9 protein-coding genes are annotated in these 14,018 nt (G+C 60.6%); 3 read left to right on the top strand and 6 right to left on the bottom strand.

The window, feature by feature from the left end; translation table 11 throughout:
• Positions 1 to 20: 20 nt before the first annotated feature.
• A complete protein-coding gene (locus tag KVG88_RS06850) occupies positions 21 to 1,403 on the bottom strand; it encodes an aminotransferase-like domain-containing protein (RefSeq protein ID WP_217870933.1) in 1,383 nt (460 codons plus the stop codon).
• A 255-nt stretch (positions 1,404 to 1,658) separates the two neighbouring features.
• Positions 1,659 to 2,420 carry an SDR family oxidoreductase gene (locus KVG88_RS06855; RefSeq protein WP_217870934.1) on the bottom strand — a complete coding sequence of 254 codons (762 nt, stop codon included), beginning with the start codon at positions 2,418 to 2,420 and terminating at the stop codon, positions 1,659 to 1,661.
• 237 nt (positions 2,421 to 2,657) lie between these two features.
• On the opposite strand from KVG88_RS06855, the gene KVG88_RS06860 reads away from it, so the two are divergent.
• A complete protein-coding gene (locus KVG88_RS06860; RefSeq protein ID WP_150704669.1) occupies positions 2,658 to 3,662 on the top strand; it encodes an NADP-dependent oxidoreductase in 1,005 nt (334 codons plus the stop codon).
• A gap of 86 nt (positions 3,663 to 3,748) precedes the next feature.
• Here the strand turns inward: KVG88_RS06860 and pyrF are convergent, their stop codons facing one another.
• Positions 3,749 to 4,447, bottom strand: a complete 699-nt coding sequence (gene pyrF / locus KVG88_RS06865) for an orotidine-5'-phosphate decarboxylase (protein ID WP_172668695.1) — start codon at positions 4,445 to 4,447, stop codon at positions 3,749 to 3,751.
• 296 nt (positions 4,448 to 4,743) lie between these two features.
• Here pyrF and KVG88_RS06870 point away from each other — a divergent pair, with 296 nt between their 5' ends.
• The gene (locus KVG88_RS06870) at positions 4,744 to 5,502 is read left to right on the top strand and encodes a response regulator (RefSeq protein WP_217870935.1); all 759 of its coding nucleotides are present in this window, start codon (positions 4,744 to 4,746) and stop codon (positions 5,500 to 5,502) included.
• Positions 5,502 to 6,551: a sensor histidine kinase gene (locus KVG88_RS06875; RefSeq protein WP_217870936.1), complete on the top strand. Its 1,050-nt coding sequence runs from the start codon at positions 5,502 to 5,504 to the stop codon at positions 6,549 to 6,551. The genes KVG88_RS06870 and KVG88_RS06875 overlap by 1 nt, the downstream gene beginning before the upstream one ends.
• A gap of 129 nt (positions 6,552 to 6,680) precedes the next feature.
• Here KVG88_RS06875 and KVG88_RS06880 read toward each other — a convergent pair whose 3' ends face one another.
• The 3 genes from KVG88_RS06880 to aceK form a co-directional block, all read right to left on the bottom strand.
• Positions 6,681 to 7,802 (bottom strand): beta-ketoacyl-ACP synthase III, encoded by a 1,122-nt coding sequence (locus tag KVG88_RS06880; protein WP_217870937.1) that lies wholly within the window; start codon positions 7,800 to 7,802, stop codon positions 6,681 to 6,683.
• 338 nt (positions 7,803 to 8,140) lie between these two features.
• Complete coding sequence (gene hrpA / locus KVG88_RS06885) at positions 8,141 to 12,052, bottom strand: ATP-dependent RNA helicase HrpA (RefSeq protein WP_217870938.1); 3,912 nt, start codon at positions 12,050 to 12,052, stop codon at positions 8,141 to 8,143.
• A gap of 159 nt (positions 12,053 to 12,211) precedes the next feature.
• Positions 12,212 to 13,927, bottom strand: coding sequence for a bifunctional isocitrate dehydrogenase kinase/phosphatase (gene aceK / locus KVG88_RS06890; RefSeq protein ID WP_217870939.1), 1,716 nt, complete (start codon positions 13,925 to 13,927; stop codon positions 12,212 to 12,214).
• Positions 13,928 to 14,018 lie beyond the last annotated feature (91 nt).

A 14,018-nucleotide genomic window follows, 5' to 3' on the forward strand; every position in this document is an offset into this window, starting at 1 on the left:
AAGCTACGTCCACGTCGTTTTCAGAACGATTGAGGTCGATTCGGAGCCGTGGCCTGAAAAAATGCCCGGGCTCGTTTATCGCAAGCGCAGGCCACATTAATGCGCAGCCAATCACAGGGATCACCAAGGGGGCTGAAGGCTGTGGCAGAAGACAACGCGACGCCATGGCGTTGCGCCTGCGCTCGCACCTCGGCACCCTCCAGCCATCGTGAACGTGCCCAGATGAACAGGCCGGCAGCGGGTTTGCCGAAAACCTCCCACTCGGCATCTTCAAGCAACTGCAAAGCAGCCTGCCTGTCGCTGCTCAGGCGCTGCCTTTGGCGCTTCAGCAACTTGCGATACGCGCCATTGCCCAGCAAACATGCCAGCACTGCTTCACAAAATCGTGAAGCGCCCATGCTGCTGATCATCTTGACTTCGGCCAGTCGCGCAATCACTTCGGCACTGGCCACCACAAAGCCGACGCGCAGGGAACTGCTGAGGGTTTTGGAGTAACTGCCAACGTAGATCACACTGTCATCCAGTGCTGCGAGGCGCACACCGGTGCCGCTGTGAAGATCAGCGTAGACATCATCCTCTATCAACAGCACGCCGTGTTTTTTCGCCAGTTGCAACACCCGTTGCGCCACCACCGGCACCAGACTGCCGCCTGTAGGATTGTGATGAAAGCTGTTGATGAACAGTCCGCGTGGCCGGTGCTTCTGCAACAGTTGCTCCAGTACGGCAACGTCAGGCCCATGGGGCGTTCGCGGCACCTCCAGCAAACTGATGCCGTGCAACCTGAGCAAGTCGAACAACAGCGGGTAACCCGGGCTTTCCACCACCGCGTAATCACCCGGCTTGAACAACGTTCGCACGATCAAGTCCAACCCCTGACTGGCGCCTGCGGTGGTCATGATGCGGCTGTCTTCAACGTCGATTTCCAGCGGTTTCAGGCGCTTGAGGATTTGTTCGCGCAAGGCCGGCAATCCCAAAGGCGTGCTGTAGTTGAACAGGCCGGTCATGTCGGTGCGGCTGACCTGGCGGATCGCGTAAATCAAATCATCCGTCTCTCGCCAGCTTTCGGGCAACCCACCGCAGCCCAGTTGCAGTTCGCACAACTGTCCCGATTTGGGTTCTGCGCCTTGAAAGCACAAATCATCCTGCCGAACCTGAGCGGCAAGTGTTGGAGTGGCGACAACGAAACCAGCGCCCTGTCGTGACTCCAGTACACCCTTCACTACCAGGCGTTCACAGGCCTCGACGACACAGGACTGGCTAAGCAGATTGATTCGCGCGATCTGTCGGACCGGAGGTAAACGCGCGCCCGGCGCCACCTCGTTGCAATGCAGCCAACAGACCAGTGCATCGACGATTTGCTGTACGACCGGCACCAATGCCTGTCGATCGATTCTCAATTCCATGAGCAAGAAAACTCCTGTGGGTTCTGCCGAAAACAGTTAATCACAGGAGCAATCGACGGGATGTGCGACAACGCCGCCAAAACCCGTGGTTTTAATTATTTGAAACACACTGCCGAGGTACTCAACGCAAGCAAAAAAACCTGTGGGAGCGAGCCTGCTCGCGATGCGATGTATCAGCCAACAATGATGTCGACTGACACGCCCTCATCGCGAACAGGCTCGCTCCTACAGGTTCGGTGTTTTCTATAAGGGGGGTTAGAACGCCGTGACGCCACCATCCACAGCCAGTGAATGGCCCGTGGTAAAGGCAGCGCCATCGCTGCACAGGTACAGCACCGCGCTGGCGATTTCCTCCACCTTGCCGATACGACCCACCGGATGCATGGCGTTAGCGAACTCGCCTTTCTTCGGGTCGGCCTCGTAGGCGCGGCGGAACATGTCGGTGTCGATCACGGCCGGGCAGACCGCATTGACGCGGATCTTTTTCTTGGCGTATTCGATGGCAGCGGATTTGGTCAGGCCGATCACCGCGTGCTTGGAGGCGGCATAGATGCTCATCTTCGGCGCGGCGCCGAGGCCAGCCACCGAAGCCGTGTTGACGATCGAGCCACCGCCCTGGGCCAGCAGCAACGGCAACTGATACTTCATGCACAGCCACACACCTTTGACGTTGACGCCCATGATCGCGTCGAACTCGTCGATCGTACCCTCGGCCAACTTGCCCTTCTCGATCTCGATGCCGGCATTGTTGAAGGCATAGTCGAGGCGGCCGTAAGTATTGACCACTTCTTCCATCAGATTTTTTACTTCGCTTTCGATGGTGACGTTGCAACGCACGAAGGTCGCTTCGCCGCCCGCCGTACGAATCAGCGCAACCGTCCCCTCGCCTCCCGCCGTATCCATGTCGGCCACGACCACCTTCAAGCCCTCGGCGGCGAACGCCTGGGCGGTTGCTCGGCCGATACCATTGGCGGCGCCGGTCACTACAGCCACCTGGCCGGAAAACGTCATGCTCATTGTTATGTCCTCGAAGAGAAGTTTGCGGGGGGATCGCGTGGTCCCAGTCTAGCCACAGCAGCCCGCGGCGAGGCAGCACTATCAAGTGGCCGGTTGGCTACCCATGCGTTGCAGTGATGGAACTGCCGTACCAACTATCACTGCACTGGATCGGCCTGCATTCGCCGCATCAGCCAAACTTGCGACATCGCCCGCGAAGGTCTATCAACAAGGCTTCATTCATCTTGAGTGCCTGCCATGACATCCCAGACCAATCGCCAGTTCCTGCTCGCCAAACGCCCGGTGGGCGCCGCGACCCGCGAGACATTCACCTATCAAGAAGTACCGGTCGGCGAGCCACAGGCTGGGCAGATCCTGGTCAAGAACGAATACCTGTCCCTGGACCCGGCCATGCGTGGCTGGATGAACGAGGGCAAGTCCTACATTCCACCCGTTGGGCTAGGTGAGGTGATGCGCGCTCTGGGCGTCGGCAAAGTCGTTGCTTCGAACAACCCGCAGTTCGCCGTCGGCGACTACGTCAATGGCGCGCTGGGCGTGCAGGATTATTTCCTCGGTGAGCCACGCGGTTTCTACAAGGTCGATCCGCAACTGGCACCGCTCCCACGCTACCTGTCCGCGCTGGGTATGACCGGCATGACCGCTTACTTCGCGTTGCTCGATGTCGGCGCACCGAAGGCCGGCGATACAGTGGTGCTGTCGGGCGCGGCCGGTGCGGTGGGCAGCATTGCCGGGCAAATCGCCAAGATCAAAGGGTGTCGTGTGGTCGGTATCGCTGGCGGTGCAGACAAGTGCAAGTTCCTGATCGATGAGTTGGGCTTCGACGGCGCCATCGACTACAAGAGCGAAGACGTCCTCGCCGGCCTCAAGCGCGAATGCCCGAAAGGCGTCGACGTGTATTTCGATAACGTCGGCGGTGACATCCTCGACGCGGTGCTGAGCCGTCTGAACATGAAGGCGCGCGTGGTGATCTGCGGCGCCATCAGCCAGTACAACAACAAGGAAGCGGTCAAAGGTCCGGCCAATTATCTGTCGTTGCTGGTCAACCGCGCACGGATGGAAGGCTTTGTGGTGATGGACTACGCCGCGCAATACGCCAGTGCCGCGCAGGAAATGGCCGGCTGGATGGCCAAGGGGCAGCTCAAGAGCAAGGAAGACATTGTCGAGGGACTGGAGACGTTCCCCGAGACGCTGATGAAATTGTTCAGCGGGGAGAATTTCGGCAAGTTGGTGTTGAAGGTTTAAAGCAAAAGATCAGAAGATCGCAGGCTGCGCCAGCGCCTACATGGGACTGGATTCCCCTGTAGGCGCTGCCGAAGACTGCGATCTTTTTACGCCAGTTCAGCCACCACCGAAGCCAACGCCTTGGCCGGATCGGCCGCCTGGCTGATCGGACGGCCGATCACCAGATAGTCGGAACCGGCGTCCAGTGCCTGACGCGGGGTCAGGATGCGCCGTTGGTCGTCCTGGGCGCTGCCCGCCGGACGAATCCCCGGGGTCACCAGTTGCAGCGACGGGTGCGCCGATTTCAGGGCCTGGGCTTCCAGGGCCGAGCACACCAGACCGTCCATCCCGGCTTTTTCCGCCAGTGCGGCCAGGCGCAGCACCTGCTCCTGCGGCTCGATGTCCAGGCCGATACCCGCCAGGTCCTCACGCTCCATGCTGGTCAACACGGTCACGCCGATCAGCAAAGGCTGCGGGCCGCTGCGCTTGTCCAACACTTCACGGCAGGCCGCCATCATGCGCAGGCCACCCGAGCAATGCACGTTGACCATCCACACCCCCATTTCCGCAGCGGCTTTCACAGCCATGGCGGTGGTGTTCGGAATGTCGTGGAACTTGAGGTCCAGGAACACTTCGAAACCCTTGTCGCGCAAGGTGCCGACGATTTCCGAGGCGCAGCTGGTGAACAGCTCTTTACCGACTTTGACCCGGCACAGTTTCGGGTCCAACTGATCGGCCAGCTTCAGTGCGGCGTCACGGGTAGGGAAATCCAGGGCGACGATGATAGGAGTCTGGCAGGCGGACATGAGTGGGCTCTCAGGCAAGTCGAAATCGGCGCGCATTGTAGCGGAACCAGCGCCGCTGCGGGACCCGATGATCGGTAAATCGTCGACAGCGCTCAGGCAAGACTAGACCTTGGCGCAATTGTGTCGAGTTCGGTACATACCCGACACGCCCACAACACCCTTGCCCGCTACCCTCGCCAACCGCAATACGTCCTTACAACAGCACTTCCCGCCCCCGGGCCGGACGCCTATGCTGGAACCACAACCTCGCAGCCCATCTTTGTGGTTGGCAGCCTACCTGGCAGATGAACGCACGCATGCACAACACCCAAGCCCCCGTTAACGACGATCAAAAAGCGCCCGGCGACGACAAACGCTGGAACATTCGCGCCCTGATCGTCGACGATGACGTCCCGATCCGCGAACTGATGATCGACTACCTGGCCCGGTTCAACATCCACGCCATTGGCGTCACCGATGGCGCGGCGATGCGCCTGGCCATGCAAGCGGAACATTTCGACGTGGTGGTGCTCGACCTGATGCTGCCCGGCGAGGACGGCCTGTCGCTGTGCCGCTGGTTGCGCGCCGAGTCGGACATCCCGATCCTGATGCTCACCGCCCGCTGCGAACCCACCGACCGGATCATCGGCCTGGAACTGGGCGCCGACGATTACATGGCCAAGCCGTTCGAGCCACGGGAGCTGGTGGCACGCATCCAGACCATTCTGCGCCGGGTGCGTGACGACCGCAGTGAACAGCGAGCGAACATCCGCTTCGACAACTGGCGCCTGAACAGCGTGTTGCGCCAACTGATCGCCGCCGACGGTCTGGTGGTGCCGCTGTCCAACGCCGAATTCCGCCTGCTCTGGGTCTTCATCGAACGTCCGCGTCGGGTCCTGAGCCGCGAACAATTGCTGGATGCCGCCCGTGGCCGTTCGATTGAAGCGTTTGATCGCAGCATCGACCTGCTGGTGTCGCGCTTGCGCCAGAAACTCGGTGACGACCCCAAAGCCCCTCAGTTGATCAAAACCGTGCGCGGCGAAGGCTACCTGTTCGACGCGCGAGACATCGGCTGATGCGTGGGCGCTTCGATACGCTGTTTGGCCGCCTGTTTGGCGTGCTGTTGGTGGCGATTATCCTGGCGCACCTGTTGGCGTTTGCCTGGTTTCACTATTACGGCCCTCCGCCACCGCCGCCGCCTCCGGAGTTTTCCGAAGCGTTTGACGAACAACGTCCGGCTACCGATCCGCGAATCAACAGCCGACCACCACGGCCATGGTTCGGTGGACCGCTGGTGCCGCTGACGTTTCAGTTGATCTCGCTGATCATTGCCGCGTGGTACGGCGCCAAGTTGCTGAGCCGGCCGATCCAGCGCCTGAGCGACGCCGCCGAGCGCTTGAGCGAAAACCTCGACAGCGAGCCTCTCGACGAATCCGGCCCGCGGGAAGCGCGGCAGGCGGCCCATACGTTCAACAAGATGCAGCGCCGGATCATCGAGCAAGTGAAACAACGCTCACGCATGCTCGGCGCGGTGTCCCACGACCTGCGCACGCCACTGTCACGGTTGAAGCTGCGGCTGGAGCAAATCGACGACGACAAACTGCAAGGTCAGATGCGCCAGGATCTGGACGACATGATCAGCATGCTCGACGCCACCCTCACCTATCTGCACGAACAGCGCACCAGCGAGGCGCCGCAATGGATGGATGTGCAGGCGCTGGTTGAATCCCTGAGCGAAAACGCCCAGGACCAGGGTGCCGATGTTCAGGCCACTGGTCACTGCGCACCGCTACAGGTGCAACCCATGGCGTTGCGTTCCTGTGTCAACAACCTGCTGGACAACGCGCTGCGTTACGCGGGCCAGGCGCTGATCACCCTGGAAGACCATCGCGAGCAACTGATCATCCGGGTCATCGACCACGGACCGGGGATTGCGGCGGAACAACGTGAAGCGGTGTTTGAACCGTTCTTCCGACTGGAAGGTTCGCGTAATCGAAATTCCGGCGGAGTTGGTCTGGGCATGACCATTGCCCGTGAAGCGGCGGAGCGCCTGGGTGGGCAATTGAGTCTGGAAGAAACCCCGGGGGGCGGGCTGACCGCGATCATTCGTTTGCCGCGAATCTAAATATCGCCCCGCTCCACTGGGCAAGCGAGCCTGCTCGCGATTGCGGTATATCAGCCAACATTGATGTCGACTGACACGCCCTCATCGCGAGCAGGCTCGCTCCCACATGGACCGGGGTAACCCGAAAACTCAGCGTTTACGCAGAATCACGCTACCGATCGAGTAACCGGCGCCGAACGAGCTGAGTACCGCCAGGGAACCGGCCGGCAGATCGTCCTGGTTCTTGTGGAACGAAATCACCGAACCGGCGGAGCTGGTGTTGGCGTAGGTGTCGAGAATCACCGGCGCTTCCTGTTCGGTGGCGTCGCGACCGAGCAGTTTCTTGACGATCAGGTGGTTCATGCTGAGGTTGGCCTGGTGCAGCCAGAAGCGCTTCACGTCGCTGACGTTGAGCTGGTTTTCTTGCAGATGCTCACCGATCAGCTCGGCCACCATCGGGCAGACTTCCTTGAACACCTTGCGGCCTTCCTGCACAAACAGTTTGTCCTTGGCACCGATGCCCTCTTCCGCGGCGCGGTTGAGGAAGCCGAAGTTGTTGCGGATGTTGTTCGAGAACTTGGTCAGCAGCTTGGTGCTGACAATGTCGAACTGATACTTGGACGTCGCCAGGTCAGCACGTTCGATGATCACGGCGGTGGCCGCGTCGCCGAAGATGAAGTGGCTGTCGCGATCACGGAAGTTCAGGTGGCCGGTGCAGACTTCCGGGTTGACCATCAGGATCGCCCGGGCATGGCCCAGCTGGATGCTGTTGGCGGCGGTCTGAATGCCGAAGGTCGCCGAAGAACACGCCACGTTCATGTCAAAACCGAAACCCTGGATGCCCAAGGCTTCCTGTACTTCGATGGCGATGGCCGGGTAGGCACGTTGCAGGTTGGAGCAAGCGACGATCACACCGTCGATGTCCGCGGCGGTCTTGCCGGCGCGTTGCAAGGCTTGTTCGGCAGCGCCGATGGCCATCTGGCAGAGCACCGACCATTCGTCGTTCGAGCGCTCCGGCAGGCGTGGCGCCATGCGTTGCGGGTCGAGGATGCCTTCCTTGTCCATGACAAAGCGGCTCTTGATGCCGGACGCTTTTTCGATGAACGCTGCGCTGGACTCGGTCAACGCTTCGACTTCGCCGCGCGCAATGGCGTCTGCGTTGTCGGCGTTGAATTGCGCCACATAGGTATTGAAAGACTGCACCAGCTCTTCGTTGGAGATGCTGTTGGCCGGGGTGTACAGGCCGGTGCCACTGATGACGACGTTATGCATGGTCGTGTCTCTAATCTGTTCAGGCAGAAAGCATTGGTACCGTCGTACCAACACACAAAGGGTTCGTTCCCGTGACGGGAAAGCCAACCTGGCATCGCTTTATTCCGTACCGCCCGAACCTGAGAGGCTCAAAACCGCGGGGCCGGCGTTTATAGGCGCGAAGTTTGCCATAAACGTGGGCATTTCGCCCCTTTTTGCTGGATGGCCCCATACGCAAATGTAGGAGCTGCCGAAGGCTGCGATCTGTTGATCTGGGTTTTAAAAATCAAAAGATCGCAGCCTTCGGCAGCGCCTACAGTAGATCCCAATGGATCATGGGAGTCGCGAAGCAGTCGGGATCAGGGCTCGACCTGGCTCCACTGCTTGTTCAGGCGCTTATCGGAGATCGGCACCTTGGTCCCCAATTGCTGGGCGAACAATGAAACCCGGTATTCCTCCAGCCACCAGCGATACAACTCCAGCTGCGGATCGCGCTTGCCTTCCTGAGCGTGCTTGTTGGCGCGGGTCTGGTATTGCGTCCACAGGCCGGACAACTCGCCGCTCCAGACTCGGTCGCGTTGCACTTGGGCACCGATTTTCTCGAAGCGCTGTTCAATCGCCTTGAGATAGCGCGGCAACTCCTTGAGCCATTGCATCGGCGTTTCCCGGACAAATCCCGGATACACCAGATGGCTGAGTTGCTGCTTGATGTCGTTCAGGGCCACGGCTTGTGCCAGGTCGATTTTGCCCTTGAAGCGTTTTTGCAGACCATGCCAGAGCTTGAGGATTTCCAGGGTGAGTTTCGCCAAACGCTCGGCGTGCTCAGTCCAGGCACCGCGCTTGCGCTCGGCCAACGACGCTAAACCGGCGCCATCACGGGGCAACGGGTCTTCACCGTCGAGAATGCAGCTGTCGAGACTGGCCAGCAGAATGTCTTCGACCAACGCATCAACGCGGCCCATGTCGCGGTACAACAGACCCAGTTCAGTCAGGCCTGGCAACTTGCCGCGCAGGAACTTCGCAGGCTCGGCCAGTTGCTGCATCAGCAAACGCTGCAAGGCGCGGCGATGCTGGAACTCGGCCTCGGCCGGGGTCGAGAAACGCCCTTCCTTGACCGTACCGCCCTCTTCCACCAGCGCCGGATAGACCGTCATCGACAGCCCGGCGATCTTCTGCTGGGTTTTCTCGGCCACAGCGGCGAACACTTTCGGCTCGACCGGTTGCTGGCTTTTCGCGGTTTGCGGTACGGCCAATGCGGCTTGGCTGGCTTCGGCGAAACGCGCCGTCAGTTCGGCCAGATCGCGACCTTCGCCGAGGAACTTGCCTTGAGCATCGACGATTTCCAGGTTCATCCGCAGATGGCTTTCAACCTGCTGCGCCGCCTCGGCCCAGGCTTCATCGCTGACCCGCGCACCGGTCATGCGCAGCAACTCGCGGCCCAAGGCCTGGGGCAGCGAGCCCTCGGCAAAGGTCATGCGTTGCAGCGCGGCTTTGACGAAGTCCGGCACCGGTACGAAGTTCTTGCGCAGTGCCTTGGGCAGGTTGCGCACCAACGCAATGCACTTGGCTTCGATGACACCCGGCACCAACCATTCCAGGCGCTCCGGCGGCAACATCGGCAGCAACGGCGCCGGCACGCGCAGGGTCACGCCATCGCGCGGATGGTTCGGTTCGAAGTGATAACTCAGGGCCAACTCCAGATCACCGATGTGCAAGGTGTCCGGGTAATGCTGGGCGGTGACTTCACTGGCTTCGCGGGCCAGCACGTCTTCTTCGCGCATGATCAGCAGCTGCGGGTCTTTCTGGCTGTTGATTCGATACCAACTGTCGAAGGTCGCGGTCTGGTGAATCTCTGCCGGCAATCGTGCGTCGTAGAAGGCGTACAGGGTTTCTTCGTCGGCGAGAATATCGCGACGACGGGCCTTGGCTTCCAGTTCGTCGAGCTGTTCCAGCAGTTGTTTGTTGGCCGTCAGGCACTTGGCCTTGGACTGGATTTCGCCACGCACCAGCCCTTCGCGGATAAACAGTTCGCGGGACACCACCGGGTCGACCGGGCCGTAATGCACCGGCCGACGGCCGACCACGATCAGCCCGAACAGAGTGATTTGTTCGAAGGCCACAACCTGCCCGCGCTTCTTCTCCCAATGGGGTTCGAAGTGGTTTTTCTTGATCAGGTGCCCGGCCAGCGGTTCGATCCAGTCGGCGTCGATCTTGGCCACCATGCGCGCGTAGAGCTTGGTGGTTTCCACCAGTTCGGCGGTCATCAGCCATTGCGGGCGTTTCTTGCCGATGCCCGACGACGGATGAATCCAGAAGCGCCGCTGACGTGCGCCGAGGTAGTCGCCGTCCTCGGTTTTCTGGCCGATCTGGCTGAGCAGGCCCACCAGCACCGCTTTGTGCAGTTTCGGATAATCCGCCGGCTCTTTATTGAGGCTCAGCTGCATGTCGCGGCAGATCAGGCTCAACTGGCGATGGGAGTCGCGCCATTCGCGAAGACGCAGGTAATTCAGGAAATTCTTGCGGCACCAGTTACGCAGCGGACTGGCGGTCAGTGCCTGGCGCTGCTCTTCGAAACCGCGCCACAGGTTGACCAGCCCGGCGAAGTCCGAGTCGGTGTCTTTCCACTGGGCGTGTGCCTGATCCGCCGCTTGCTGGCGCTCCGGCGGACGCTCGCGCGGGTCCTGGATCGACATGGCGCTGGCGACGATCAGCACTTCCTGCAAGCTACCGAGCTTGGCCGCTTCGAGCAGCATACGGCCCATGCGCGGGTCTACCGGCAAGCGCGCCAACTGGCGACCGAGCGGCGTCAACTGACTGTTGCGGTCCACCGCCGAAAGCTCTTGCAGCAGGTTGTAGCCGTCGCTGATCGCCTTGCCATCCGGCGGCTCGATGAACGGGAACGCGGTGACTTCGCCGAGGCGCAGATGAAGCATCTGCAAAATAACGGCGGCGAGGTTGGTACGCAGGATTTCCGGATCGGTGAATTCCGGACGCCCCAGAAAATCTTCTTCGCTGTAGAGGCGAATGCAGATACCCGGCTCGACCCGCCCGCAGCGACCTTTACGCTGGTTGGCGCTGGCTTGGGAAACCGCTTCGATCGGCAGGCGCTGGACTTTGGCGCGGTAGCTGTAGCGGCTAATGCGCGCCGTACCGCTGTCGATCACGTAGCGAATGCCCGGCACGGTCAGCGAGGTTTCCGCGACGTTGGTCGCCAGCACCACGCGACGCCCTGGGTGCGACTGGAAAATCCGCTGCTGCTCCGCCGGCGACAGCCGTGCGTACAACGGCAGGATTTCGGTGTGTTTGAGCTGGGCTTTACGCAGCATGTCCGCAGCATCGCGAATCTCGCGCTCACCGGGCAGGAACACCAGCACATCACCGGGACTGCGGCGTTCGCTGCGTTCGTAAGCGGCGATTTCATCGAGGGTGGCGAGGATCGCTTGATCCACCGTCAGGTCGTCTTCGACGCGGTTGCCCTCTTCGTCTTGCTCAAGCGTCAGCGGGCGATACCAGGTGTCCACCGGGAACGTACGCCCGGACACTTCGACAATCGGCGCATCGTCGAAGTGCTTGGAGAAGCGCTCCAGATCGATGGTCGCCGAGGTGATGATGACTTTCAGGTCGGGGCGACGCGGCAGCAGGGTTTTCAGGTAACCGAGCAGGAAGTCGATGTTGAGGCTGCGTTCGTGGGCTTCGTCGACGATGATCGTGTCGTAGCGTTCCAGATAGCGGTCGTTCTGGGTTTCCGCCAGCAGGATACCGTCGGTCATCAACTTGATCAGGGTGTTGGAATCGCTCTGATCTTCGAAGCGCACTTGATAACCGACCAATGCGCCCAACGGCGTGCCGAGCTCTTCGGCGACCCGACTGGCGACGCTGCGCGCAGCAATCCGCCGCGGCTGGGTGTGGCCGATCAGGCCATGCTGACCGCGACCGATTTCCAGGCAGATCTTCGGCAACTGGGTGGTTTTACCCGAACCGGTCTCGCCCGCGATGATCAGCACCTGATGCTTTTCCAGCGCTTTCTTTATTTCGTCGCGCTTGGCGGCAATCGGCAGGCTGTCGTCGTAACGAATCACCGGCAGGCTGGCCTTGCGCGCCAGCACCTGATCACAGGACGCCTGCATCCGCGCCACCCACTGGGCCAGCTTGGCCTCGTCGGGTTTCTTGCGCAGCTCAAGCAACTGCCGCCGCAGCCGGTGGCGGTCGGCGAGCATGGCGTGATCGAGGTTTTTCAGCAGTTTGTCGATGGAGGGCGATTCGTCGGTCATCGGGTACGCAATTCAGTCGTCTAGTGGCGCAGGGTCGGGGATTGTCGCAGATTTGCCATGGATTGGCTGTTTCTCCTGTAGGAGCTGTCGAGTGAAACGAGGCTGCGATCTTTTGATTTCAAGATCAAAAGATCGCAGCCTTCGGCAGCTCCTACAGGGTCAGTTTTCGGCGCTTTTACGCCGATACGGAAACACATCAATCACCTTCCCCGCCCGAATCGCCTCTTGCAGGCTCTTCCAGTAATCGGCGTTGTACAGCTCGCCATGCAACTGGTCGAACAGCTTGCGCTGCCCCGAATCGGCAAACAGGAACGGTGGAAACTCTTCAGGGAACACATCCAGCGGCCCGATCGAGTACCACGGCTCCGAAGCCATTTCGTCCTCCGGAGTGCGCGGTTGCGGGATGTGGCGGAAATTGGCTTCGGTCAGGAAGCAGATCTCGTCGTAGTCGTAGAACACCACCCGACCGTGTCGGGTGACACCGAAGTTCTTCAGCAGCATGTCACCGGGAAAAATGTTGGCGGCCGCCAGTTGCTTGATTGCCAGGCCGTAATCGTCCAGGGCCTCGCGCACCTGTGCATCGTTGGCGTTTTCCAGATAGAGGTTCAGCGGCGTCATGCGCCGTTCAGTCCAGCAGTGACGGATCAGCACCGTGTCGCCTTCCACCGACACTGTCGACGGCGCGACTTCCAGCAATTCCTCAAGGCATGCCGGATCGAATTTGCTCAACGGAAAACGGAAGTCGGCGAATTCCTGGGTATCGGCCATGCGCCCGACGCGGTCGACGCTTTTCACCAAACGGTATTTTTCGATCACCGTGGCGCGGTCGACGTTTTTCGACGGCGAGAAACGGTCCTTGATGATCTTGAATACGGTGTTGAACCCCGGCAGGGTGAACACGCTCATCACCATGCCGCGCACGCCGGGGGCCATGATGAACTGGTCGTCGGTGTTGGCCAGGTGATTGATCAGCGCCCGGTAGAACTCCGACTTGCCGTGCTTGTAGAAGCCGATCGAGGTGTACAGCTCGGCGATGTGCTTGCCCGGCAGGATGCGCTTGAGGAAGCCGATGAACTCCGCCGGCACCGGCACATCCACCATGAAATACGAGCGGGTGAACGAGAAGATGATCGACACGTCCGCCTCGTCGGTGATCAGCGCATCGATCTGAATGCCGCGCCCTTCGAGGTGCAACAGCGGAATCGCCAGCGGCCATTGCTCATCGGCGGTGTAGATGCGCCCCACCAGGTACGCGCCCTTGTTGCGGTACAGCACCGAGGAAAACAGTTCGACGCTCAACTCCGGGTCTTTGCACACCCAATCCGGCAGGTTCTCGCGCAGTTGTGCTTCGAGGCGCTTCAGGTCGCCGGACAAGTCGGCGTATTCCTCGCTGAAACGATAGTCGGCAAAGATACTCGCCAGCATGCCGGACAACTGGCCCTGAGGCTTGTAGGTACGGGTTTGTGCAGCGCGAGCCCGGCGCAGGCTCGGCCGAGTGGTGTGGATGAACATGCAGCCGTCGCTGATCAGGTCATGGCTGAAGAGCCCGCAGAAGATCGAGTTGTACCAGGTCTCGGACAGTTCATCGTCGAAGCGCAGGTCGATCAGGCTGATGTAGGCACTTTTCACCAGCGGCCAGCAGCTGACGTCGAGCGTGTCGGTATCAAACGCGGTGCGCAGGCGCTCCACGGTTTCGCTGACTTTTTCTTCGTACAGACTGATCCGCGCCGCCGACGCCGATTGCGTCTCCTGCCACTTGGCCTGCTCGAAGCGTGCCCGGGCGCCGTCAGTGATCTGGCGAAAATGCTCGCGGTAATCGTCAAAGCCATCGAGGATCAAGCGGGCGATGTCGGCGGCTGGCCATTGCTGCGGCATGGTGAGACCTCTGCGGGAATTCGTGAGTCTTGAGCTTAGCCAGTGAAGCGGGTGCAGGAGAAGCGTAATTTTGCGGGTGCCGCGTCATCGA

This window comes from Pseudomonas azerbaijanoccidentalis, from assembly GCF_019145495.1.
GTDB lineage: Bacteria > Pseudomonadota > Gammaproteobacteria > Pseudomonadales > Pseudomonadaceae > Aquipseudomonas > Aquipseudomonas azerbaijanoccidentalis.